Source organism: Armatimonadota bacterium (genome assembly GCA_037138755.1).
Lineage (GTDB): Bacteria > Armatimonadota > Fimbriimonadia > Fimbriimonadales > Fimbriimonadaceae > Fimbriimonas.
On record JBAXHT010000001.1, the window covers coordinates 1,951,518 to 1,973,201 of the forward strand.

Genomic DNA, 21,684 nt, shown 5'->3' on the forward strand with positions numbered 1-21,684 from the left:
GCTACTTCTTCTCGGCCTCGTACTTGCTCGGGCACTTAGTAAGAAGTTGCTCGGCGACGAAATTGTCTCCATCAAGCTTGCCGATTGCTGTGACTCGCTCAGCCTGATCCAGATTGTTTACCGGGTCACCTTTGTAAATCACGTGAACTTTTTCTCCGTTCTTGTCTTTGCCGTCGAACTCGATGGCTCCGGTTTGGATGCTCCGCGAAATTGACTTTTTATCGAGTTCCAATCCAAGATTTAGGCGGTCGGAAGATAGTTTCCTGGCCTCAGCAATTGTGATGTACGGCGAGGCACCTTGACTGAAGACGGCGGCAACGACTCCGATCGCGACGACCGAAATCAAAACGGGAATGATCGTGGAACCTCGCATAGTTGGAACTAATGGTACCGGAGAGTTGTCCGACATGATGGTTCTACGTTTGGGGTTGTCAGCAAATCGCCCTACCATGGCACCAAATTTGCCATACTACTGGTTATCACTATGAATTTTCGAGTTTCTTGTCTCGCGATGTTAGCTGTCTTTGCGGCGGCAATTCCTCAGACTCCGCCGGCGAAGCCAGCTCAAGCCCAACCGGCAAGCGAAAAGGGTGAAGTCGTCTTAAACGCTGCAATCGGTAGCTTTAAGATCGTGAGCCCCGGTGAGAGGAACGCATTTGGCAAACTTGAGATGAACTTTAAAGGGACAGTTCTGTTTGTGGGGCTCAAGGAAAACGCCCCAGTTCAAGTCACAGGAAACGTCCGGAAAGAGTACGAGAACAAGGATCGAGAACGGTTGCTCTTCCACGGGCAGGGGCGAATCGTTGTTGACGGCACGTTCAAGGCAATTCAGTGGTTTGGACGAGACTTGTCCGCCCGCTACAACGGGATGGGAATTTTCCGGTTGTACGGTGAGTTTGACAACAAGGGAATGACCGGAACGTATCAGATCACCGGCGACAAGCTCCGGTATTGGGGATCTGGGGGAATGACGGTTGTTGTTCCTCGTCCAGATCTGGCACCGTCGGCTAAGCCTAAGGTCAAGATCGACTAGCCTTGCTAGAAAACACATTCATCCACATTCCCGGGGTCGGCACCCAAATGGAGCAGGCCCTGTGGAAGCGTGGTTGCCTCACTTGGCAGGATGCGCTGGATAATCTTGGCGACTTGTCTTTCGGAGCAGCTGACTTAGATAAGGTTGAGCGAGTTCTCAACCGGTCTGTTGAAGCCCTTGCTCAAGGTGAGCACCAGTTCTTTACGCCGCTTCTGGGCCTCAAGGAAGCGTGGCGAGCGTTTCCCTCGTTCCGAGACTCGGTCGCCTATGTGGATATCGAGACCGATGGCGGGAAGGGCGGAAATTCAATCACGATGATCGGGCTTTACGACGGTCACGAGTTTGAGTGTTTCGTTCGGAAGCAGTCCCTCGAGTCTTTTCGAGATCGAATCAGTCATTTTTCGATGATCGTGACGTTCTTTGGAGCGTCATTCGATCTGCCGATCATCCTGAAGGCATTTCCTCGTTTGGTCTTGGATCAAGTTCACCTTGACCTTTGCCCAACGTTAAAATCGGTTGGGGTTGGAGGCGGCCTAAAGAAGATTGAGAAGTTCTTCGGGATTGATCGCGGGGGAGATACCGATGGCCTTAACGGCTACGATGCGATTCTGCTGTGGCGCAAGTGGGAGATGACCAGGAATCAAGGTGCACTCGATCGGCTGATCGCCTATAACCGCGAGGATGTGGTCAACATGGAGCGCTTGGCGGAAATCGCATATGAGATGAAGAAATCCGCCACGTTCGATGCAGTATTTGCCAGTGACTACTTAGCGTAAAGGCCGCGCACGAAGCCCAAACATTGGGCAACTTCGGGGACGTTGGTTTGCCAGTTGTATTCGTACTCGACGCTCACCGAACCGGTCATGTTGATCTTGTTGTAGATCCCCAGGATTCCGGGGACGTCGGAGACGCCTTGGCCATACGGCATGTCGTGGCCGCCTGGAGTGAACTCGTGAAGGTCCTTAAGGTGACTACTCACCACTCGACCCTTAAGAATGTTGAGGGCGTCAACCGGCTTGATTCCCGAGCGAACCCAGTGCCCGGTGTCGGCGCATGAGCCGATGCGCTTGTCGCGATTCTTGACGAGGTTGTAAACGAAGTTTGGATCCCAGATCACGTACTTCGGATTGTTCGGCTGCTTCGGATGGTTGTGGAACCCGACCTTGATGTCAAACTCCTTGACCAGTTTCTCGATGGTGTCCATAGAATCCGAACTCTCGGTATTGAGGATTTCGATTCCCATCGACTTCGCCCAAACGAAGAGCGGACGTGCCTTGTTGATATCGCTTTCGATTCCGGTGACCCCGAAGGCGACGGGTTGAATTTTATACTTCTCGAACTGAGCTTTGAGCGCAGCCTGGTCTGCAGGCGACATCCATGGACCGACGCTGGATTCGCCACCGTCCTTCAGCTTTTGACCAGGAAACAGCTCCATATACTTGGCCCCAGCTGCTGCGGCCTTCTCGATGGCCTGAAAGGCGGTGAACTCGTGAAACGTCCAAGCCTGGACGCACAGCTTGAAGGGCATCGGTTTTGCTAGAGCGGCGGCGAGAATCAGGCTAGAGACCATGCTAGGAATGTTAGCACGATCAAAGGTTCGCGGCGCGGCGCATGACGTTCAAAGCGTGATCGAAAACCATTTCAGTTTGAGGGTCCCACTGGTAATAGATCGAGGGAAGTGCCTCCATGGTCACAAATTGTCTCCCAAGCGATTCTTCGGTGGCCGTAATCTCCTGCAAGCCCACTACCCGCGCTGTATAGACATCGGCCCAGCGAACCTCGGACTTCTCTCGAATGTGATAGCAGCCGATGTATTGAATCGAATCGAGCTGGGCTCCGGCCTCTTCAAGAGCTTCCCGTTTCACCGCGTCAAGCGATGTCTCATAGGCCTCGACTCGACCTGACGGAATGCACCACCCTCGGTCTTCGATGTTGCAGAGCAACACTTCTTCGTCCTTCCAAGGGAACACAAGTGCCGCAAATGCCCGGATTTGAGACTTGTAGGGCGCGGGATAGAACTGGAGAGTTTGGCGACCGTAGCTTCCAGAAGGAAACTTCTTTACCGCCATGTGACGACCTTGCCGAGCACGTTTTCTAACTTGAATGCGCCAAACTTCCGACTGTCATCGCTGTGAAGAATGTTGTCGCCGATGACGTAGATTCTTCCCGCGGGAACCGTGTAGGGTCCGTTCTCCAATGGCCAATCCTGGGGAGCCAAAGCCCACGGGATCTGATCCCCGGGCATGCCGTAAACTCGCTTGATGAAGTACTTCGAGGCCGATTGCTCCTCCTGAAGCACGATGATGTCGTTCTTTTTGATCGCTCCAACTAGGAAATAGGCCTTGGTAGTTAACACCTTTTGGCCATTAGAAAGTGTGGGATTCATCGACTGCCCGTCAACGACAGCTGTTTTGAAGTTGAACCCGAAGACGCCTGCCAAGATCAGAACGATGAAGAGGAACACGGTGAAGAACCGAACTCTGCGCTTCGGTTTTGGTTTTGTGATCGATTCGTTCTCCATTAGCCTGCCATCCGTGTCCGCTATACTTAATGTTCTAGCACACTGCTCGTCAAGTTCTAGGGGTTATGGCAACAATCTTCGATTCTCTACGCGACAATTCAGGTCCCATACTCGCCGTTCTCCTCGTTTTCAATCTAGTTTTCGGCGGGTTTCTGCTAGCCCTCACTCTGAGTGTCAAAAAATCTCAGGCAAGGATGAGAGAAATTTTGTCCGGAGCCGAAGGGGCCGATTTAGAGGCAGTTCTCGTTGAGCATGGGCGGATGCGGGAGGACCTGAAGCGGCATGTCGACTCAATCGATGGTCGAACGGAAACACTTGAACGCAAAATGATGCGCTCAAAACGTCACGTTGGCCTGGTCCGCTATGATGCCTTCCCAGATATCGGTGGATTGCAATCCTTTGCCATGGCGGTATACGACGATAATGGCGATGGGATCGTTTTGAGTAGCATCATCGGTCGAGCCGAGGGAAGGGTGTACGGCAAGCCTCTCATGGCAGGAAAATCGGACCGAAACCTGACTAACGAGGAGCAGCAGGCGATTGAGATCGCAGTGACTTCGCCTTCGCGGGTTGGCTGAGAGCGGGTAACTTGTTGGGGCTAGGTTGAATCAGGAGAAGGATTGAGCGAGTATTTTCAACCGGATAATATTCTGATCGAGAAGGCGCAGCGCGGGGATCGCGGAGCGCTCAATGAACTCATTCGCAAGCACCAGGATCGGGCCTACCAGTACGCGTTTCGGCTCACCCGAAATCCAGATATTGCGGCTGATGTTGTTGCAGATGCGTTTGTCCGGATCAACAACGCCCTCAAAAACTTTAAAGGAAACGCCGCGTTTACAACTTGGCTGTACCGAATCATCACCAATTGCTATCTGGATCAACGCAAGCGCGAGAAAGGGAAGGGCAATCTCAGCCTCGACTCGGGCTTCCAGCAGGATGACGAAGATGTCACACGAGAAATCGAGGATCCGGGCCGAACTCCGGACGAGTTGGTCGAGCGGAATCAGCGGGAAGCCCTGCTCCACAAAGCCCTCGCACAACTGCCAGAGTTCCAGAAGTCAATGATCGTGATGTATCATGCCGAACAGCTCTCGTACGAAGAGATCGCAGAGTCACTTGACCTTCCGATTGGCACCGTCAAGAGTCGATTGAACCGAGCGAGAATCAGCTTGAGAGAAATTCTCGCCCAGGACGAGGAACTATTTAAGGTCTGAGCGAGTCAGAAGACTCATCAACCCTTAACAGGAGATGGATTTCCAATGAGCCGCGAACGATTACAAGAACACTTTTCCGCCCTTTACGAAGGTTCGCTAGACGCTGGACTTACCCAGCAGATTCAGAAACGCTTTGACACCGACCCTGACCTCAAGCAGGACTATGAAGCATTTTCCTTGATGATGGAGACCTTGGCGACAATGCCAGAGGAAACAGTTGAAGTTCCATCCTTCCTTTCATCAAGAATCGCGGATCGGATGGACGCAGCGGTCAGCGCAAAGCCAGCGTTGTCTCTTCTAAATTGGTCGAAGTCGTTAGGCTTTGGTGCAATTGCGACTGTCGCGATTGTCGGTTCGGTGATGGCGATCAAGAACCGAAGCGAGGGTCCGGTGACTGCGGACATGACCGGAATAAGTTCTGCTGCTGTCAAGGCTCCGAAGGTTCTTGATACTATCGAAATCAAGATGCAAGCAGCAGACGCAGTTCTAAGCTACAACTCGAGTGGGCCGAAGACTCTTACCGCGACGTTTTACGGCACGGGTCAAGAGTTGAAGAAGGCAGACCTGAACGGTGACTCCACCAGATATCCGTTAATCAACAGTGAGCCGTTGTCAGCCATCTTCCAAATCGAAGTCACTGGCGACAAAGGCGACTTCTTCGTTGTAGTTCCTGGTTCGTCGACGGTCTTTGATCTACAAGGCGAAGGCAAGGTTGCAGACTTCCTCAAGGGCGTCTCGTCAAAATTCCACAAAGTGATCTCATTGAGAATGCCAAGCGCAAAGCTGGAAGTAACAACGAAGTGGGACGTGAAGGGTGATGACGCGGGTGCCATGCTCTCAACCGTGTTGCCGAGCAAAGATTATTCGATTTCGACGGCTCCGGACGGAATCATTTCCATCGAAGCTCACAACTAAGGTCGCAGCCGAATGGTTCCGCTTGTCGGAACCATTCCAATTTGTCCCTGCTTTCGGAGCTTAACTGTCGCCCCACTCCATCGACCAGGCAAATCGGGCAGCCAAATGAGCTTTCCTTGAAGTTCCTTGTGAACCGGAATATCGGTGCTCACAACATCAGCCAGACACTCCTTGAGCGTTTTCGGGAGCGTGCCCGGCTTGTCCCCGTTGATCTTCATTAGCCGGCTGACAATCTTTGGCTCGAAGCAGAATTGAACCCAAAGGAGATATCCGATGTATTGGTTCATGGCAGATTCGCCTTTGCCTTTGAACATATCGGCATTGGGAAAAGTTTGGGCGGCTTTGAACATTAGCGGGCGCGCTTTCTCCCGCACCCACGCTTGGCACTCGGCTTGGCTCACGCCCATCATCTGTTCCGGATCATAGTCCTTTCTAACGCACAATTCGGACAGAAAGAGCTTTTCGCCAAGAAATCCGTTCGCCCAGTACTCGGGATAGTCGTATCCGCCGACCGCTGGGAGCGTGGCATGTCCGTACTCATGCGCCACTTCTCGTAGCTGTTCCATCTTCTCCTTGAACGTAGGAAGATCATAAATGTAGATCGTGTTAACCTTACTTGAGCCGCCTCCCGGAGCTTGGGGGTCTTCATCGAAGAGGTGTTCGCCTCCGGCTTGTCCTGCCCAGCAAAGGTAGACATCGACGCAGCTCTTGGCGTAGTCGGGCTTATGGTCGATCTTCAGTTCATCGTAGTTGAAAGCCCAGAGCCGGAGCAGAGTTCGGGTGACCAATGGTGACAGCTCGGCGTGAACCTTGCGGTCTTGGGCAAAAACCCTAAAGCGAAGTTGTGGTTCAGGGGTGCTACTCCATGCATGGGCGAACCCCTCGGTCATCCATTCAAACTCGAAAGGTATGTTCTTGTCGGTGAACTTAAGTGGTGACTTTTTGACCGGATTCAGCGCCATCTCAAAAGGCCGCACCTCGGTCTTCGGGGTGTCCATCAGGGACAGGGCTAGGGCGGCGGCGATCATGTCTTTTCGGCGAAAAGGCGCAGACCCTCGAGGGTCAGCATAGGGTTATACGCATCGATCCCGTCGCAAAGTTCAGTGAAAATCTCTCCCAAACCGCCGGTGGCGATAACCAACGGTTTTCCCTGAAGCTCGGACGAAATTCGGCCGATGAGTTCGTTTATCGCACCGGCATACCCAAACATAACGCCGCTTGCGATGCTGTGGCTGGTCGTCTTCCCGATCGCCTTTTCGGGAGCTTTGAGGTCAATGGCAGGTAACTTCGCGGTGTTCTTCACAAGCGCGCTGAGGCTGGTCAGAGGGCCAGCGAGAATCGCACCGCCAACGTAGACGTTTTTGCTGTCAATAACATCAAAGGTTGTTGCAGTTCCAAAATCCACCACGATCATCGGCCCGTTTTGAATGGCAAGCGCTCCAAGTGCGTTAGCAATCCGGTCGGCTCCCACGCTGGATTTTGGCTCATAATCAACCGCCACACCGTGGTTCGCGCTCCCCGTGAGGAACTGCAGTTCCTTGCCGAAGTATTTCTGGCAGAGCAGCTTCAGCGTTCGGTCAATCCCTGGAACGACGCTAGCACACACCACCTTATCGGTCTCAAACTCGTAGTCCGCAACTTCAAACATCGACTTAAGCCAAGCAGCAAGTTCGTCCTCGGTGGACTCAATGTCGGTTCGGTGTCGCCAAGTATCCACCCAGCGGTTGCCGTCGTGCAGTCCGAAGACTGTATGGCTGTTACCGACATCAATCGCCAAGAGCATGAGTCAAATCTACCCGGCTGTATATCTTGCCGCCTGCTTCTTTGGTGATCGCACCAACAACACTCGCCGCAACCAGGTCGCGAAGGTCGTAACTATCGGCCTCCACCATAACCCGCACAATTGGCTGAGTTCCGCTCGCTCGAACGTTGATGCGACCGTGACCAGCAAGATCCTTACTGGCGTTCTCAAGGGCAGTCATCACTAGCTCCCCATCGTTCCAGGTAGAACGATCCGCGACTTCCATGTTGACCAGGAGCTGGGGCCAAGGCTCGTAGGCATCGTAATAGCTTGTCGCATCCCGGCCTGATTCCTTAAAGACCTTTAGAAGCTCCAGACAGGTGATGAGGCCGTCCCCAGTTGGGCCGTGGTTTGGGAAGATGATGTGGCCGCTTTGCTCGCCACCGATCAGCGCGCCAGTTTCGGCGATCTTTTGAGCGACGTACTTATCCCCAACTGGGGTTCTCTCGACGTGGATGCCATTGAGGGCCATGTAGTGCTCGAATCCGCCGTTAGACATCACGGTTCCGATGACCGTGGCTGGTTGCAACCTGCCTTGGGCTTGTGCGTGCTCGGCCCAGATTCCAATCGTTCGGTCGCCATTGATGAGGCGGCCCTGGCCATCCGAAAACACAGCGCGATCTGCATCGCCGTCAAAGGCGACGCCGACTATGCTGCCGCTCTTCTTGGTGAGTTCTTGGACGACTTCTGGCTTCGTGGCTCCGCCGAATTCGTTGATGTTCACCCCGTCTGGAGCATCGCCACAGACGACGATCTCAGCTCCTAGGCGTCGAAGCACTTCTGGCCCTAGGGCGTATGCGGCCCCGTGCGAACCATCGACAGCGACTTTCATTCCGTCAAGCCCTCCTGGAATCAGGCCGACTAGCATGTCAGCATAGGCACCCAACAACTCCGGAGCCTGGGAGAACGCACCAACTCCACCAGCAACTGGGCGCTCGAAGGTCTCCTCCATCAGCTGCTCAATCCGCAATTCAACATCGTCCCGGAGTTTGCAGCCGTCGTGCCCAACGAGTTTGATCCCGTTGTCAGGGAAGGGATTGTGGGACGCCGAAATGATAATCCCCATTCCAAAATCGCCAGTCCGAGCCGCGAACGAAACGGCAGGAGTTGGTGCTACACCCACGGCGACCACATCGACTCCTGCAGCATTGAATCCTGCGGCCAGGGCCATTCCGAGCATGGGACCTGACTTGCGCGTGTCCCTGCCAATCACGACTCTACGGGTTTCGCCGGTTTCGATGAGATAGCGGCCTGCCGCCATTCCCAGGTTCAGTGCGATCTCGGCTGTCAGCTTCTGGTTGGCAACTCCGCGAATTCCGTCGGTGCCGAAGAATTTACGGCTCATGGCTTCACCGAAACGCGAACCGTTGCCGGACGGATGACCTTGTCACCCATCCGATAGCCGGTCGCAACTTCTTCAACAACGGTGTCTGCTTCGTACTCGTCCGTTGCAACCGTGCCGATTGCTTCATGAATGTTGGCATCGAACGGCTGGCCTACCGAGACCATCGCCTGAACTCCTTGCTGTTCGAGAATGAAGCGAAGTTGCTTGTCAATGGCTTTGACTCCAGTCAGGAGAGACTCCATCGATCCGCCATTTTCAGCGGCCCCGACGGCTCGTGAGAAGTTGTCGAGAGCGGGCAGAAGGGTCATGACCAGGGATTCTGTTGCGTACTGCCGCACCATCGCTTGCTCGGCCTGCTGGCGCTTCTTGTAATTCTGAAAGTCCGCCATTGTGCGAACAAGCTGATCCTGAATCTGGTCGCGCTCTTCGGTGAGCTTGGCGACGGCTTCTGAGATCGCGTTCAAATCGCCTTCAACTTGCTCGGCAGATTGTTCGTCGGTAAGTTTCTCTTGAACCTGTGGCTCGTCCATTTTGAGTTCAAGTTTACCTTGGGAGAGTTAATCTCTACGGTGCAAAAGCATAGTGAAGTCCCTTGGGGTTGCGTTATCGTCTCGCTGATCCCGGGCGAACTCGAGCGCGTCAAAGATCATTTTTTTGAAGATGGACAAGTCTTCCTCAGAAAGGCAGATCACCGTTCTCAAGATCTGTGCATTTTCAGAGTCATGCGCATGGGACTCGAAGTTTCGCATCACCCGGCGAAGCGTTGCAGAGATCGACTTTAAGACGAGGTGTTCGATGTCCGGCTGCCCTTCAGGAAATCGGTAGGACAATGCAGTCGCAGCAAAGACGTTCTCAGGTCGCTTAGTGGCAGCTCTTCGCTCGACGACTTCAACGAGTTCGACCTTTAAGAGTTCGTTCAGGTGGAAGTAAATGGTTTGGGCAGACATTCCCATGCTGGTGCTCAGCTCACGAGCCGAAACTCGTCCCTTGGACTTGAGAGTCTCGAACACGTCGGCTCGTACCGGCGAAGCCAGGCACTTGAGCTGTTCTTCCGAAAGCACGACTTCACTTTTCATATTTATTCAAATTATATCAACTTTTTGAATTATAATTACCTCAAGGTTTGTAGCCTCGTTTTGGGGCTAGGAAAGTTATGCGAATCATCAAGTCCCTTCTTGGTCTATTTCTGGTCGTCGGAGTCGTCTCTGCCTGTCGTGCCCCGGTCGCGGAGGGATCGCTGCTCGAGGAAGTGATCCAAGTGATGAACTCGAAAGATCAAGCAACGATTGAAAAGTTCCTTCAGTCGAAAGCAGACTCCTCCGTTCCGCTCGTGGATCGGGTGAAGGGCATGATGATGATCGCTGAGCGCGGGGCGCCGTTCACCTTAAAGCGGGTCGTTTCTGAGTCCGGGGGACAACTGAAGGCACTAGTCTCAGACGCGCGAGGCTTGGAGCACGGATTCGTCTTAACCCTTTCACCAGGATCGACGGCGAAGATGGTGCGCCTCAACGTTGGCCCCCCGGAGATTCTTGAAGCGAAGCCTGTCAGGACTTACGCGGGGTGGAAGACATTGGCCGAGCTTTGCGAACTGGTTCGAGCTGACGCCAAGGCTCCTGCATTAGCCGTTGCCACTTCACGAGATGGAAAGATTGACATTGCGGTGGCTGGTACCCGGAGTCTAAACAATCGAGTCAAAGTGGGGCCTGATGAACCATGGAGCATTGGCTCAATAGGGAAGTCGCTCTGCACGACCGTGATTGGCAAATTGATCGAATCTGGAAAACTCAAGTGGGAAACCAAACTCGGTGAAGTGTTGCCAGATGTTCCGATGCAGCCTGCATATCGAGAGGTCACCGTCGAACAACTGATGCAAAATCGTAGCGGAGTTCCATCTGATCTGCGCTTCGACAGGGAGACCGTGGACAGGATGATCGGGGGAGAGACAGAACCAACCAAGGTGAGGCTTCTGTACGCGAAGGATCTACTCAATCGGCAGCCAACGAGCACACCGGGCACGGCCTTTGAGTATTCGAATGGCGGTTTTGCGATCTTAGGGGTAATCGCTGAGAAGGTGACAGGCGTTGCCTACGAAAAACTAGTCAAGACGTACGTCTTCAATTCTCTCAAGTTGAAGAGTAGTTTTACAAACACGGATACCCTGCCAAAGAGCCGTCCGAGCGGGCACATGATGACACCTAACGGGTTAGAAGAGGCTAATTTCTTCGGAGTTCTCGACGTCATGACAGCTTCAGCCGGCGGAGGGATGTTCATGTCAGTCGGGGACTTAGCTCGTTACGGTCAGGCTCACTTGGATGGTTTGAAAGGGAAAGGCGGCCTGTTAAAGCCGGAGACGATCAAACGTCTACACAAGGGGTTGCCCGATGGGACTGGCCGCGGCTACGCATGTGGTTGGGGGATTGAGACAGTTCCCGGCATCGGGTTGATGCATGGCCACAACGGCTCGAACGGAACCATGGAAGCCCAACTATCTCTTTTCCCTGAGAAGGGAATGGTGGTTGTTTCGGTTATGAACGTTGGGAGCCCAATGCGTCCAGCTCCCCCGTTAAGCGCGGTGCTGGCGGTGGCCGCGAAAAACTAGGGATTCAAAAACAACCCCCGATGAGCTTTGCTACATCGGGGGAAGGGTTTACTCCAAAGCTCAGAGAAGCTTCTTGACAGTGGCCTCGAAATCGGCGTCTGCGCCCGGACCGTAGCCGGTCTTCACTGCGGCGACCTTTCCGGTCTTGTCAACGAAGATGAACAAAGGAATTCCCTCTACACCAAGCTTTCCGGCAAGTGCGTCGTTACCCTTCGTGAAGGTGTAACTGTACTTGTGCTTCTTCGGATAGGCAAGTGCCTCTTTCATCGACTTCGGGTCTTCGCCCATGTTTGCGCCAATGACCTTCAGCCCCTTTGCCCCGTAAGTTGCGTGGAGCTTTTGCATCAAAGGTGAAGCTGCCTTGCAGGGTCCGCACCAAGTTGCCCAGAAGTCCAAGATGTAGGGCTTGCCTTTGAGGGACGCGCTGGTAACCTTTTGTCCCCCGAACGTTGTCATTGTAAATGCCGGCATCGTCTTGCCCTGCAGAGTCTCGGGCCCACCCTTGGCGAAAACCATGGAGGAGACAACAACGGCAGCAAGAACGAACCAACGAGTTTGTTTCATGTTCATAAGTCTATTCTTTAATGACGCCGAGAGTTCCCGATTGCTTCATAATCGGTGGGATGAAGGGCATGAGGGTGGGCATTTTGGTCGCACTACTGTTGTGCCTCCCGATTTTGCTCGCAAGGGCAACATCGCCCGGACTGCTCAACGACTCAGATACCAAGTTTCTGTTGATGAAGCTAGGCGAGTACAACAATCCTCTGCGGTGGTTCACACATGATTGGCCGTTGGAGAACCACTTCTACCGTCCGATTTCAACTCTGGTCTTCGAGTTGGATTGGCGGCTACATCCCGGCGATGCTGCCGCGTTTGGACTCACGAATGCGATTCTGTGTTGCTTCTGCGCTTTGGGAGTCTTCTGGCTGGCGTGGGAGCTCACTCAATCCATTCCAAAGGCGATTGCAACCCAGGCATTGTTTGTCTGGTGGACATTGGGGAGAGTTCTACCGTTCCTGGAGTTTGTGGCTCCGGTTGTTCTCGGTCTGATATTGATCCGCTTCTTTACCGAACGACGTTTTAGGTGGGATCAAGTTCTTGTCGCATTTTCGGCCCTCTTTATCACCTCGCTTCTGGTAGAGATTGATTCGAAGTTTTCAAGCGACACCCTCCGCTGGCTCCCCGGTCGAACCGCTACGACAATGACGGTTTTTTGCCTCGTTGCGTTGGCTTCATATATTCGATTTGAACGCCTCGGTGCAACTAGAAACGCCGAGCCTGCGCCATCCTCTACGGACGTCCCTGCAACCCGCTCTTCCGTTCAGCGAGGCTTTGAGCCTCACGGAGCTTGGGGATGGTTTGGGCTGTCGATTGCGTCCGCGGTTTTAGCGATGGGGTCTTACGAGCAAGCGGTAATGTTCCCGTTCGTTGTCTTCGGCCTGGGATTCTGGCTCAGAACTCAAGGTGTTCAGGCTCGTTTTGCGCTGCAAACGATGTTCTGGCTGGTTCTGTTTGGCTACATTATGGTTCGCGTCCAGTTCATCCCGATCCGGCCGAGCGGTTACCAATCGCAGCAGTTCCGCTCCGGACCTGGGGTGTTGATGTCTGTCGCAGATTACGTTCTTCCGGGGGCATTATCATTCCACAACGTCTGGATTTCACTTTCCTCTGGGTTATTGATTCTGCTGACTCCCGGCATCTGGCTCAGTGCGGCGAACGGGTTGGCAAACCTCGCCTTTTGGGCGAGGCTCAAGGCGGCGGGGAAACCGCTCATGATCTTGGTCGGATGCGCAGCCGTCGCCTATCTGCCGATGGCATTCCTGCACCAGTTCGGTCACTACCACTACTGGCCGGGCGCATTCATGGCCCTCTTTGCGGTGTTGGCCTGCGAGCAGTTTTGGAAGGTTCTGGTTACCGCAGTGTCGCCCCAAGCTTTGCAAGCTCCGCCACGATCAAGTCGCGCACCTGGTTCCCTTCCTCATCTGTAAAGTTCTCACCGTGCTTACGGAACTGGAGTCCGATTCCGAGGGAGTGTTTGCCTTCCGGAATGCCGGCGCCTTCGAAGACGTCGAAGAGCCAGTGCTTCTCCAGCAGTTCGCCTCCCGCTGCCCGGATTGCACTTTCAAGTTCCCTGAACGACGTCGACTTGTCGACGAGCACAGCGATATCCCGCCGCGTCGCCGGATTACGGCTAATGCTCTTGATGTTTAATCGAGGCGTAACGCTGTCGATCAACCAATCGAGAGCGAGCTCGGCTAATATTGTCGTCTGTTCTAGTCCAGTTTCCTTGGCTGCCTGGGGATGAATTTGCGCTAGCGTTCCCACATGGGTTTCGCCGACATAAATAGCCGCCGTTCGGGTCGGGTGGAACCGCTGATCCTCACCCGGATCAAACGATTTCAATACGAGCTGATCCGAAACTCCGAGGGAAACGAAGGCATCGTCAAGAATCGACTTGGCACTAAAGAAGTCCGCTTGTGGCACCTTCTCGCCCTGACGCTGAGGCGGAACCAGATTCCCCTGGATTAAGATCGCCGCATAAAGCGTCTCGCCAAACTGACCTTCGTGCTGGTAGAACACTTTTCCCATCTCGAACAGATGGAGATCTTTTCCGCCGTTTCTGCGAGCCGCGTCCGCCAGGCAGGGAAGCAGGGAGGATCGGAGAGTATCGTGCTCTGGGGAAGCCGGCTGGCGAGGAGCGACCCGTTCGCAGGGCTCGTCAAGCGGGTGGACCGAGCGCAGCGAGTGGGAGATGATCTGAGTGAGTCCACTTCGCAACAAAGACTCTCGGAAGCGGTCTTTGACCAATTCCTTGCCGCGCGATCCGCCGATTGGCGTGCTTCCGAAAGGAAGAGCTTCCGGAATACGATCGTAGCCGTGAACCCGCCCAAGTTCTTCAACCAGATCTTCTTCGCGGATGATGTCGGGCCGCCACGAAGGCGGCGTGACTTTGAGATCATCTCCGACTCGCTGAATGCTCATTCCCAGGCGTGAAAGGTAGTTCTCTGCTTGATCCGGGGTGATTTCCATTCCGAGAAGCATCGAAGCTCGGCCGACTCGCAAAGTCACCTTTTCAGGTGTCGGTGGTTGAGGATACAGGTCAAGGATTTCCGAAACCTGGACGCTAGGTTGGACCTGCAAAAGCAGGTCAGTAAAGCGTCGGGTTGCGGCAGTGACGCCGTCCGGGTCAACTGAGCGCTCAAAACGGTACGAAGCCTCGGTGTTTAGCCCCAGCTGTTTCCGCGTCTTTCGAACGACTTTGTTGACGAAGTTCGCGCTTTCGAGCAAGAGCGAAGTGGTCGACTCCGTAACTTCGGTTTCCAGTCCTCCCATCACGCCTGGGACGCCAACTGGTTTGACGGCATCGCATATCATCATCTGACCGTCCAGGTCGTGCTCTTCGCCGTTCAGTGTGGTGAGGTTTTCGCCTGGCTTTGCATGCCGAACAACGAGACGACCCTCGGCGAGCCTGGTTCGGTCGAAGGCGTGAAGCGGCTGACCAAGCTCAAGCATCACGTAGTTCGTTAGGTCAACCAGTAGGGAAATTGGTCGCATTCCACAGGCGTCCAATCGTTTCTGCATCCAAGCCGGGCTTTCTGCTTTGGCGTTCACTCCCTCGAATCCGCAAACCGCGAACCGCCGGCAATCGGCCGAATCAATGGTCGCAGCGTTCCTAGGCAACGAACTTCCCGCTTCTCGCTTCCCGCTGTTTGCAAAACGCCCAGCCGCCTCGTCATACAACTCTGTTGGCTTAGAGTCAAGATCCTTCGCAAGAACCTCACGCGATAGGCCGAAGACAGAGAGTCCATCTCCGCGATTGGACATCACCTTGATGTCGAGCACGAATTCGTCGCCAACTTCTTCGATGCCCTCAAGCTCAAACCCCGCCATCGTCAGCAAATCGCCGATCTGATGAGCGTCGAGATTCGTCTCGACAAAGTCGCGGAGCATCGAATAGGGGAACTTCATGCGAAGCGCAGAGTTTACCGTGGCGGGTTAGCGTGCTCGAGCCCGCCGATCAGGGCTGTGCTAATCTCCCGCAATCTACAGAGCAGCCCGAACTCGCTTGAACGCTTCCAAAGCCTCTTCCAAGTCCGCCTGCGTGTGAGCCGCTGAGGGCATGGTTCGGATTCGAGCTTTGCCTCTTGCAACCGTCGGATACAAAATCGAGAGGGCATACACGCCTTCGTCCCACAGCATTCGCTCCATCCGCTGGGCGTCGCCTTCATCGCCCACGTAGACCGGGGTGATCGGGGTTTCGCTACCCATTGTGTCGAATCCTTCGGCAGCAAGCGCCTCTTTCCACCACTTAGTGTTTGCCCAAAGCCGTTCCATTGGTTCGGGATCGTTCTCCATGATCTCCAGTGCGGCGATCAAAGCAGCGGCGACCATCGGCGGGTGGCCTGTGCTGAATAAGTACGGTCTGCCCCGGTTGATGAGCCAGTCTTTCAGGTTCGCCGAACCAGCGATGTAGCCGCCCATAACGCCGAGTGCCTTCGAAAGGGTTCCGAGTTGGATATCCACTCGGCCGTAGAGGTCGAAGTGTGACGCGGTTCCGGCGCCATTCTTTCCGAGGACTCCGCTGGCGTGAGCGTCGTCAACCATGACGATGGCGTCGTACTGCTCGGCAAGCGCGACGATCTCCGGCAGCGGAGCGATGTCGCCGTCCATTGAGAAGACTCCGTCCGTAATGATCAGTTTCTTGGCGAACCCCTTTTCGTTCGCTTTCTTGAGGCACTCCTCAAGCTGGTTCATGTCCTTATGCCCGTAAACCCACCCTTCCGACTTTTTGTACGCCGCAGGCGAGAGGCGCACGCCGTCGATGATCGAGGCGTGATTAAGCTCATCACTGATGACAACGTCTTTATTCGTCAGAACTGCAGGAATGCAGCCGCTGTTTGCGGTGAAACCGCCTGTGAACACCAGAACTGCCTCGGTGTGCTTGAAGGCGGCAAGTCGCTCTTCGAGTTCTTGGTGCACGGTCATCGTTCCGCCGATCCAGCGAACGGCTCCGGCGCCAACACCCCACTTCTCGATGGCATCCAGAGCGGCTTGACGAACCTTCGGATGATTTGCCAGCCCAAGATAGTTATTGGATGCGAGGTTGATGACCTCTTTTCCGTTCATCTTGACTCGACCACCCGCCGGGCTCTCAAGAATCTTGGGGATCTTATAGAGGTTGTCGGTTTTGAGTTGGTCGAGCTGTTCGCCGAGCCAGGACTGGAAGCCAGAATTCATGCTCCCAGATTACCGTCTCGGACTATCTGGCTTCGGATTCGTCCAGAGTCTTCTGGCCTTCTTTGACGTTTGCCGAGGCTTGACCTGCGACGTCTTTAGCTCGGTCAGCTGAGCCAAATGTTGCTCGGGTTGCTTCGTTTGCGGCTTGGTCGCCGGCTCCGCAGCCTAGAGCCATAAGGCTAACGAGCACGAGGAATGCGCTTTTCACTCCCTGTTCTTTCCATATCTACTCCAGTTCTCCCAGCCAGTCGTTGAGGTTCTTTCGGAAGTGCTTGTGGGCTTTTCTCGGTTTACCGTCCACGTTTCGCAGTCCGAGCGAGCTCAGGTAGGCGCGGAATCGATCGTCTTTGATCTTATAATAGTACTCAAACACATCCACCATTTGGGTGGAGAAGTCGGCTTGGAGGAAGTAGCTGGCGAGTTTGATGTTCGGTCTCTTTTTGATCTCAGCGAATGCTGCGTCGACGAATGCGGCCTGGATATCTTCACTGCTCTTGTTGACTTCGGAGGCTGGGCAGCCAAACTCGGTGATGTAGAGCGGCTTACTGCCGGCGAAAGAATCTAGGGTTTTGAAGTGGCTCGGAACCTCGCTCATAGGTAGAACGGAGAAAGCCTGGTCGAGGGGGTAGTAAGTGGTCATGAAGATGTCCCACGGTTGCTGGAGCTGCCTGACCAGTTCGGGGTGTCGCTTGGCTCCGTCGTAGGTGGTGATGACACCAATAGGTGCGGTGATCCCGGCTCCGCGGAGCAGCGCACGGGAGGTCTTCATCATGTCGTTCCAGGCGGGTAGTTCGTCTTTGTGCTCGTTGAAGTACACATCAACTTCGTTTCCAAGTGCCAAAGACTTGATGTTCTTGGGTAGGACTTTGACAACCTTGAGCAGTGCCTCTTCCCAGCGTTGTTGCGTCTGAGCGTTCCCGAGCGGGAGGGTCCCCAGATCGGGTGGCATCGACTTTGTGCTCGTGTTGATGGCGGTGAACGTGACGTGAATATCTGCTCCGATAAACTTGGCGAGTCCAAGCTGATCTTGAACCATTTTTAGGTTAAAAGGCTCTTGGTTTTCCAGGTCTTGCCACTTGATACTAATATTGATCTGAGGAACGCCAAGGCGGATCTGCTCGCGGAGCGCACCAAGGAAGGCTTCTTCGCCTTGGCCGTTACCAATTCCGACGGCGAGGCCGATGGGACAGAATTTTGGCGACTGTTGTTTGCCCAGCAGGATAGAAGCGACGGCGACGGCGGTAGTAAACATGATGGTGCTACTCAGTATCCCTTTCCGACGTTTCAGGGTGGGTCTTTGGTAGGGTCAAGTTCTTTGATAATCTGCATCCCGGTTGGGGTGAATCGTGTAGATTGAATTGAAGGTAGTTCGCATGGAAAAGTTTGGACAGGAAATGGGCAGTGTCCGGGTTCCAGCGGGGGAGCTTCGGGAGTTGTTGTCCCGGTTGGCTTCATCGGATGGCGTAATGGACTCGGAGCAGCCGACTCTGCGCGATGTTGCTGAGGTCAGCGGACGATCCGTCGGTGAAGTCGCGGCGGCTTTGACTGCGATTCGAGGATCGCAAGTGGTTGCTCCGGCGCGGCAGGTTGCGAGCCGACCGCAGATCACGATGGCGATTGTTGGTGCGCTGGCACTGATGTTTGTCTTGCTGGGCGTACTGCTGTACTCGGGCGCATCCGCCCCACGGGCACCCGAGAGAATCGCGGCTCCCGCCGCCGCAAGTCCGGAGTCGTGGCCGGCCCCTCCGAATGATGTTGTGCCTTCAAGGTGAGTTTTAGACTCCGCCGACCCCGCGCTTGCCCAAGGCCAATCCCCACCCAAAGTCGGAGGGAAGGCTCCGCATTCGCTACGCCTTCCATCCAACTTTGGGACCCGTGCCCTACGCGGCGGAGCCGCGGTGTTTTGTTGGTTGCTACAGGACTTCGGGGTCGCGGTCCGGTTAGCAGCATCCGGGGGTTAAGACTCGGTGTCGGCTGGTTTTGAATCCTCACTAGCGATTGAGTTTTCAGTTTGCAGTGCCAGCTCCGCCTCCTCGGCGTCAGTTTGCTCGGATGCGTCGGCACTTTGCACGGAGAGATCGCGTTCGATTTCGGAGTCGATCCACTGCTGGCCGTGCTGAGCTTCGGGGAGGGCGGGATTGATTCGGGCCGCTTCCTGATACTGCAGCTTAGCAAGCTGCCGGAGCACTGATCTCTTTGCGGGATCTTCGACAAGGCGGGCTTGCATGCCAAAGCAGTTGCCACGAGCGATGTGGTGCCAGGGACGTAGAGTTTGACCGGCTCCGTACTTCTTTGCGATATTGAGGAGTTCGTGGCATCGTTCGTAATAACCCTTCTCTCCGGCTTCAGCTCCCAGGCCGGCATATTGGTCGCCAATAGTTTGGCTTGACCGATCGTTCGGGTTCATCCGGACAATCCTGGCGAGGGCGTCGAGTTTTGCGACTTTTGCCTCGAAATCGGTATCGACGGGCGTTGTCTCGGGTTCGATTTACTCCGGCTCCTTCCTGGATTTGAATTCTACTTTCGAGAGCCACTTTAGGAAACACTCGTAGTCGTCTCGCGTACGCCAGCCCTCGTCGGCAATGACCTTTTTGCGATCCTTTGCTATGGTGAGGAGTCGCTTGCGGGATGGAAATCGGGGGTCGGCGGAGTAGTTTTGGATCAGGTATTCCAGAACCTCATCGGCTCCGTCGACCTCTGCGGGCTCGAGATATGCTGCGGCTTCGGCAGCATCAACGCCTTTAAGAACGGATCCGAGGCAACCACCAGAAACGTGGAGGTCGCGTCTTTTGAACGGATCGCCACCGAGACGAATCATGAGTTTAAGGACATCAATGTTATGCCGAAGCGCAGCGTATTGGACAAGGCTGGAGCTTGGTGAAGTGATCGCATAGGTTAAATCAATCTGCCTTGAGAGTGTTATCAGAGCCCGGTAGCCCCCTTCTCTGTTAAAGCAAATGATCTGAAAGCAGTCTTCATCGGGCACCGCACCCGCCTTGACGAGGGCTTCAATGACGCGTTCGTCAGCGTGGAACACGCACTCAATGGTCAGCAACCGCGTCAGCTCGCTCCGAGTTAGTTCTCGGCAGAGTAGCCCGATGAGGTGGACAAGCGCCTCTCGACGGTCAGTCTTCCGCTTTAACTGGACTTGTGAGATTGTCTCGTTCTTTGATTCTTGAGCCAGGGACTTGAACTCGGTCGACCACTTTTCGCCACAGAGTTCGCCGAGGGACAATGTGACGAACGCAGAGAGAGGCTCGTCTTGTCGCACGGCTGGAGTTGCCGCTTGGCCACTCATCAGCAACGACGCGACGCATAGGCCGGCTACCAGGCGTCGCGCATGTGGCTTCATCGTGTTGATATTATCCGCGATTTTGATGCAAGCCTCCGGGCGAGTCCAAGGCCAATCCCCTCCCAAAGTCGGACGGAAGGCTCCGCACTCGCTGCGCCTTCCCTCTGACTTTGGGACCCGTGCCCTGCGACGCGGGGCGGCCTGTCGGGTGGAGAGCCTTCATGCGGTAAAGTTCTGGGATGGTTGGGGCGATTGCTTGGGGGGCGATTTTGCAGGGTTCCGGGAGTCCTCAGGGCATTTCGGCGGGGAAGTTTGAGGGGCCGATTGTTAAGCGGGCTTCGTTGCAGTACCTGGTTTCGGTTCCGGAGGATTATGAGACCGCGCGGGGGAAGCGGTATCCGTTGTTGCTGTTTTTGCACGGGTCGGGCGAGCGGGGGACGAACCTTGAGCTTTTGAAGGTTCATGGGCCGATGAAGCTGGCGGCGGCGGGGAAGAAATTTCCGTTTATTGTGGTTGCTCCGCAGTGTCCGGAGCGGCGGAGCTGGGATGCGGATGAGCTGATTGGGTTGTTGAACGACCTCGAGAAGAAGTTTCGGGTGGATCGGTCAAGGGAGTATTTGACCGGGATTAGCATGGGCGGGTACGGGACTTGGGCTTTGGTTGCGGCTCAGCCGAAGCGGTTTGCGGCGATTGCTCCGATTTGTGGAGGCGGGGACCCTGGTTCGGCGGCTTCTTTTGCCAAGGTTCCAACTTGGGTTGTGCACGGGGACAAGGATCCGGCGGTTCCGTTTACGCAGAGTGTGGCGATGGTGGACGCGATGAAGGCGGCGGGGGCATCACCGATCTTCACGCAGGTTGTGGGCGGGACCCACGACGTTTGGACGGAGTTCTATTTGAAAGACGAATTTTATGAGTGGTTGCTGAAGTTTCGGCGGCGGTGAGGACGTTTTAGAGATTTTCGTTTAGGAAGGACTCGATGTGTTCGAGGAGGGTTTTGCCTTCGATCCGGGTGCCGAGCGCTATGCTGTGGCCGCTTTCGTTGGCCAGGAGTTTGTGTTTGATGCCTTCGGACTTTGCTCGGTTGACGAGATTGGTTGCGTGGCTGAAGGCGACGGTTCGGTCGTTGCGTCCGTGGATGATGAGGAGGGGGGCTTCGCCGCGTTTCATGTCGGATTCTTTGCCGTACATTCCGCCCCAGAGATCGATGACGGCTTTGACGGGCGTATTGCGGGAGTAGGTGGTGAAAAGGGTTGTGATAGCTCCTGCCGAGCCGCCGCCCATGGCGATGCGCTTGGGGTCCCCGCCGTATTTGGCAGCGTTGGCCACGGACCAGTTGTAGGCGGCGGAGGCGTCGTCGACGGCAGCATCGATGGCGGTTTGGATGGATCCACCGACGTCATTTTGGAGCCGATAGTTGATGTCAAAACAGGTGTAGCCACGTTGGGAGAGGTATTGGCAGAGCTCGCCGGTGTTTCCGCCTTTGTTGCCTCCGGTGAATCCGCCGCCGTGGATGGCGATGAAGACTCGGCCAGTCGGTTTGGCGGCGCGGTAGGCGTCGAGTTGCAGGGATTTTCCGTTGATTGTTCGGTAGACAATGTCGCGATCGACTTGTTGTGCGAGGATGATGGCGGCGACAAGTGCCATGTCGGGAGGTTATCACGACGTATGCGGTTGGCGCAAGGGACTTTTTATCGAGCCTAACCGTCTTAACCTTGCCTGCCAATAA

Annotated in this window: 26 protein-coding genes; 9 read left to right on the forward strand and 17 right to left on the reverse strand. The window is 54.9% G+C overall.

From position 1 onward, the window contains the following. Position 1 precedes the first annotated feature (1 nt). Positions 2-451: a cytochrome c maturation protein CcmE gene (locus tag WCK51_09265; GenBank protein ID MEI7577071.1), complete on the reverse strand. Its 450-nt coding sequence runs from the start codon at positions 449-451 to the stop codon at positions 2-4. Positions 452-484: 33 nt separating this feature from the next. Here WCK51_09265 and WCK51_09270 point away from each other — a divergent pair, with 33 nt between their 5' ends. Together WCK51_09270 and WCK51_09275 are read left to right on the forward strand one after the other, a co-directional pair. Then, the gene (locus tag WCK51_09270) at positions 485-1,033 is read left to right on the forward strand and encodes a hypothetical protein (protein MEI7577072.1); all 549 of its coding nucleotides are present in this window, start codon (positions 485-487) and stop codon (positions 1,031-1,033) included. 2 nt (positions 1,034-1,035) lie between these two features. Beyond that, positions 1,036-1,809, forward strand: a complete 774-nt coding sequence (locus WCK51_09275; GenBank protein MEI7577073.1) for a ribonuclease H-like domain-containing protein — start codon at positions 1,036-1,038, stop codon at positions 1,807-1,809. Here WCK51_09275 and WCK51_09280 read toward each other — a convergent pair. From WCK51_09280 to lepB, 3 genes are read right to left on the reverse strand one after another with little or no spacing between them, the layout of a single operon-like run. Further along, positions 1,797-2,603: a sugar phosphate isomerase/epimerase gene (locus WCK51_09280; GenBank protein MEI7577074.1), complete on the reverse strand. Its 807-nt coding sequence runs from the start codon at positions 2,601-2,603 to the stop codon at positions 1,797-1,799. The genes WCK51_09275 and WCK51_09280 overlap by 13 nt on opposite strands. 19 nt (positions 2,604-2,622) lie before the next feature. Next, the gene (locus WCK51_09285; GenBank protein MEI7577075.1) at positions 2,623-3,102 is read right to left on the reverse strand and encodes an NUDIX domain-containing protein; all 480 of its coding nucleotides are present in this window, start codon (positions 3,100-3,102) and stop codon (positions 2,623-2,625) included. Then, positions 3,093-3,554 carry a signal peptidase I gene (lepB, locus tag WCK51_09290; protein MEI7577076.1) on the reverse strand — a complete coding sequence of 154 codons (462 nt, stop codon included), beginning with the start codon at positions 3,552-3,554 and terminating at the stop codon, positions 3,093-3,095. Before lepB ends, WCK51_09285 begins: the two co-directional genes overlap by 10 nt. A gap of 65 nt (positions 3,555-3,619) precedes the next feature. Here lepB and WCK51_09295 point away from each other — a divergent pair, with 65 nt between their 5' ends. The 3 genes from WCK51_09295 to WCK51_09305 are packed head-to-tail and all read left to right on the forward strand — an operon-like array spanning position 3,620 to position 5,683. Further along, positions 3,620-4,132, forward strand: coding sequence for a DUF4446 family protein (locus WCK51_09295; protein MEI7577077.1), 513 nt, complete (start codon positions 3,620-3,622; stop codon positions 4,130-4,132). Positions 4,133-4,174: 42 nt separating this feature from the next. After that, complete coding sequence (locus tag WCK51_09300; protein MEI7577078.1) at positions 4,175-4,768, forward strand: sigma-70 family RNA polymerase sigma factor; 594 nt, start codon at positions 4,175-4,177, stop codon at positions 4,766-4,768. Positions 4,769-4,813: 45 nt separating this feature from the next. Beyond that, entirely contained in the window at positions 4,814-5,683 is an 870-nt protein-coding gene (locus tag WCK51_09305; protein ID MEI7577079.1) for a hypothetical protein, read from the forward strand. On the opposite strand, the gene WCK51_09310 is transcribed toward WCK51_09305, so the two are convergent. Genes WCK51_09310 through WCK51_09330 form a run of 5 tightly spaced genes read right to left on the reverse strand, consistent with a single transcriptional unit; the run spans position 5,680 to position 9,905 of the window. Continuing rightward, the gene (locus tag WCK51_09310) at positions 5,680-6,711 is read right to left on the reverse strand and encodes a hypothetical protein (protein MEI7577080.1); all 1,032 of its coding nucleotides are present in this window, start codon (positions 6,709-6,711) and stop codon (positions 5,680-5,682) included. The two genes, WCK51_09305 and WCK51_09310, sit on opposite strands and share 4 nt — an antisense overlap. Continuing rightward, positions 6,708-7,466: a type III pantothenate kinase gene (locus WCK51_09315; protein MEI7577081.1), complete on the reverse strand. Its 759-nt coding sequence runs from the start codon at positions 7,464-7,466 to the stop codon at positions 6,708-6,710. Before WCK51_09315 ends, WCK51_09310 begins: the two co-directional genes overlap by 4 nt. Further along, the gene (gene glmM / locus WCK51_09320; protein MEI7577082.1) at positions 7,450-8,829 is read right to left on the reverse strand and encodes a phosphoglucosamine mutase; all 1,380 of its coding nucleotides are present in this window, start codon (positions 8,827-8,829) and stop codon (positions 7,450-7,452) included. The genes WCK51_09315 and glmM overlap by 17 nt, the downstream gene beginning before the upstream one ends. Next, positions 8,826-9,359 carry a nucleotide exchange factor GrpE gene (locus WCK51_09325; protein MEI7577083.1) on the reverse strand — a complete coding sequence of 178 codons (534 nt, stop codon included), beginning with the start codon at positions 9,357-9,359 and terminating at the stop codon, positions 8,826-8,828. Before WCK51_09325 ends, glmM begins: the two co-directional genes overlap by 4 nt. A 27-nt stretch (positions 9,360-9,386) precedes the next feature. Continuing rightward, positions 9,387-9,905, reverse strand: coding sequence for a helix-turn-helix domain-containing protein (locus tag WCK51_09330; protein ID MEI7577084.1), 519 nt, complete (start codon positions 9,903-9,905; stop codon positions 9,387-9,389). A 77-nt stretch (positions 9,906-9,982) separates the two neighbouring features. Between WCK51_09330 and WCK51_09335 the strand changes: the two genes are divergently transcribed. Further along, entirely contained in the window at positions 9,983-11,428 is a 1,446-nt protein-coding gene (locus tag WCK51_09335; protein ID MEI7577085.1) for a serine hydrolase domain-containing protein, read from the forward strand. Between the two features lie 60 nt (positions 11,429-11,488). Here the strand turns inward: WCK51_09335 and WCK51_09340 are convergent, their stop codons facing one another. After that, on the reverse strand, positions 11,489-11,992 hold the full coding sequence (locus tag WCK51_09340) for a TlpA disulfide reductase family protein (protein MEI7577086.1): 504 nt from the start codon (positions 11,990-11,992) through the stop codon (positions 11,489-11,491). A gap of 59 nt (positions 11,993-12,051) precedes the next feature. Here WCK51_09340 and WCK51_09345 point away from each other — a divergent pair, with 59 nt between their 5' ends. Further along, entirely contained in the window at positions 12,052-13,416 is a 1,365-nt protein-coding gene (locus WCK51_09345) for a hypothetical protein (GenBank protein MEI7577087.1), read from the forward strand. Here the strand turns inward: WCK51_09345 and pheT are convergent. The 4 genes from pheT to WCK51_09365 all read right to left on the reverse strand — a co-directional run bounded on the left by pheT (position 13,340) and on the right by WCK51_09365 (position 17,918). Next, on the reverse strand, positions 13,340-15,397 hold the full coding sequence (gene pheT / locus WCK51_09350; protein MEI7577088.1) for a phenylalanine--tRNA ligase subunit beta: 2,058 nt from the start codon (positions 15,395-15,397) through the stop codon (positions 13,340-13,342). The genes WCK51_09345 and pheT overlap by 77 nt on opposite strands. 75 nt (positions 15,398-15,472) lie before the next feature. Next, entirely contained in the window at positions 15,473-16,666 is a 1,194-nt protein-coding gene (locus tag WCK51_09355; protein MEI7577089.1) for a glycine C-acetyltransferase, read from the reverse strand. 22 nt (positions 16,667-16,688) lie between these two features. Next, complete coding sequence (locus tag WCK51_09360) at positions 16,689-16,874, reverse strand: hypothetical protein (GenBank protein ID MEI7577090.1); 186 nt, start codon at positions 16,872-16,874, stop codon at positions 16,689-16,691. A gap of 18 nt (positions 16,875-16,892) precedes the next feature. Further along, positions 16,893-17,918 (reverse strand): glycosyl hydrolase, encoded by a 1,026-nt coding sequence (locus WCK51_09365; protein MEI7577091.1) that lies wholly within the window; start codon positions 17,916-17,918, stop codon positions 16,893-16,895. A 121-nt stretch (positions 17,919-18,039) separates the two neighbouring features. On the opposite strand from WCK51_09365, the gene WCK51_09370 reads away from it, so the two are divergent. Then, on the forward strand, positions 18,040-18,438 hold the full coding sequence (locus WCK51_09370) for a hypothetical protein (protein ID MEI7577092.1): 399 nt from the start codon (positions 18,040-18,042) through the stop codon (positions 18,436-18,438). Between the two features lie 185 nt (positions 18,439-18,623). On the opposite strand, the gene WCK51_09375 is transcribed toward WCK51_09370, so the two are convergent. After that, positions 18,624-19,073, reverse strand: coding sequence for a hypothetical protein (locus WCK51_09375; GenBank protein ID MEI7577093.1), 450 nt, complete (start codon positions 19,071-19,073; stop codon positions 18,624-18,626). A gap of 81 nt (positions 19,074-19,154) precedes the next feature. Continuing rightward, the gene (locus tag WCK51_09380) at positions 19,155-20,018 is read right to left on the reverse strand and encodes a hypothetical protein (GenBank protein ID MEI7577094.1); all 864 of its coding nucleotides are present in this window, start codon (positions 20,016-20,018) and stop codon (positions 19,155-19,157) included. A gap of 179 nt (positions 20,019-20,197) precedes the next feature. Here WCK51_09380 and WCK51_09385 point away from each other — a divergent pair, with 179 nt between their 5' ends. Beyond that, positions 20,198-20,899 carry a phospholipase gene (locus WCK51_09385; GenBank protein MEI7577095.1) on the forward strand — a complete coding sequence of 234 codons (702 nt, stop codon included), beginning with the start codon at positions 20,198-20,200 and terminating at the stop codon, positions 20,897-20,899. Positions 20,900-20,906: 7 nt separating this feature from the next. Here WCK51_09385 and WCK51_09390 read toward each other — a convergent pair whose 3' ends face one another. Next, a complete protein-coding gene (locus WCK51_09390; protein MEI7577096.1) occupies positions 20,907-21,602 on the reverse strand; it encodes an alpha/beta hydrolase fold domain-containing protein in 696 nt (231 codons plus the stop codon). Positions 21,603-21,684 lie beyond the last annotated feature (82 nt).

Excerpts from the sequence above, each read along its gene's own strand:
- WCK51_09265 (MEI7577071.1), bottom strand. The coding sequence starts at position 451 with ATGGTAGGGCGATTTGCTGACAACCCCAAACGTAGAACCATCATGTCG.
- WCK51_09270 (MEI7577072.1), top strand. The coding sequence starts at position 485 with ATGAATTTTCGAGTTTCTTGTCTCGCGATGTTAGCTGTCTTTGCGGCG.
- WCK51_09280 (MEI7577074.1), bottom strand. The coding sequence starts at position 2,603 with ATGGTCTCTAGCCTGATTCTCGCCGCCGCTCTAGCAAAACCGATGCCC.
- WCK51_09285 (MEI7577075.1), bottom strand. The coding sequence starts at position 3,102 with ATGGCGGTAAAGAAGTTTCCTTCTGGAAGCTACGGTCGCCAAACTCTC.
- lepB (MEI7577076.1), bottom strand. The coding sequence starts at position 3,554 with ATGGAGAACGAATCGATCACAAAACCAAAACCGAAGCGCAGAGTTCGG.
- WCK51_09295 (MEI7577077.1), top strand. The coding sequence starts at position 3,620 with ATGGCAACAATCTTCGATTCTCTACGCGACAATTCAGGTCCCATACTC.
- WCK51_09305 (MEI7577079.1), top strand. The coding sequence starts at position 4,814 with ATGAGCCGCGAACGATTACAAGAACACTTTTCCGCCCTTTACGAAGGT.
- WCK51_09310 (MEI7577080.1), bottom strand. The coding sequence starts at position 6,711 with ATGATCGCCGCCGCCCTAGCCCTGTCCCTGATGGACACCCCGAAGACC.
- WCK51_09315 (MEI7577081.1), bottom strand. The coding sequence starts at position 7,466 with ATGCTCTTGGCGATTGATGTCGGTAACAGCCATACAGTCTTCGGACTG.
- glmM (MEI7577082.1), bottom strand. The coding sequence starts at position 8,829 with ATGAGCCGTAAATTCTTCGGCACCGACGGAATTCGCGGAGTTGCCAAC.
- WCK51_09325 (MEI7577083.1), bottom strand. The coding sequence starts at position 9,359 with ATGGACGAGCCACAGGTTCAAGAGAAACTTACCGACGAACAATCTGCC.
- WCK51_09330 (MEI7577084.1), bottom strand. The coding sequence starts at position 9,905 with ATGAAAAGTGAAGTCGTGCTTTCGGAAGAACAGCTCAAGTGCCTGGCT.
- WCK51_09335 (MEI7577085.1), top strand. The coding sequence starts at position 9,983 with ATGCGAATCATCAAGTCCCTTCTTGGTCTATTTCTGGTCGTCGGAGTC.
- WCK51_09340 (MEI7577086.1), bottom strand. The coding sequence starts at position 11,992 with ATGAAACAAACTCGTTGGTTCGTTCTTGCTGCCGTTGTTGTCTCCTCC.
- WCK51_09345 (MEI7577087.1), top strand. The coding sequence starts at position 12,052 with ATGAAGGGCATGAGGGTGGGCATTTTGGTCGCACTACTGTTGTGCCTC.
- pheT (MEI7577088.1), bottom strand. The coding sequence starts at position 15,397 with ATGAAGTTCCCCTATTCGATGCTCCGCGACTTTGTCGAGACGAATCTC.
- WCK51_09355 (MEI7577089.1), bottom strand. The coding sequence starts at position 16,666 with ATGAATTCTGGCTTCCAGTCCTGGCTCGGCGAACAGCTCGACCAACTC.
- WCK51_09365 (MEI7577091.1), bottom strand. The coding sequence starts at position 17,918 with ATGTTTACTACCGCCGTCGCCGTCGCTTCTATCCTGCTGGGCAAACAA.
- WCK51_09370 (MEI7577092.1), top strand. The coding sequence starts at position 18,040 with ATGGAAAAGTTTGGACAGGAAATGGGCAGTGTCCGGGTTCCAGCGGGG.
- WCK51_09375 (MEI7577093.1), bottom strand. The coding sequence starts at position 19,073 with ATGAACCCGAACGATCGGTCAAGCCAAACTATTGGCGACCAATATGCC.
- WCK51_09380 (MEI7577094.1), bottom strand. The coding sequence starts at position 20,018 with ATGAAGCCACATGCGCGACGCCTGGTAGCCGGCCTATGCGTCGCGTCG.
- WCK51_09385 (MEI7577095.1), top strand. The coding sequence starts at position 20,198 with ATGGTTGGGGCGATTGCTTGGGGGGCGATTTTGCAGGGTTCCGGGAGT.
- WCK51_09390 (MEI7577096.1), bottom strand. The coding sequence starts at position 21,602 with ATGGCACTTGTCGCCGCCATCATCCTCGCACAACAAGTCGATCGCGAC.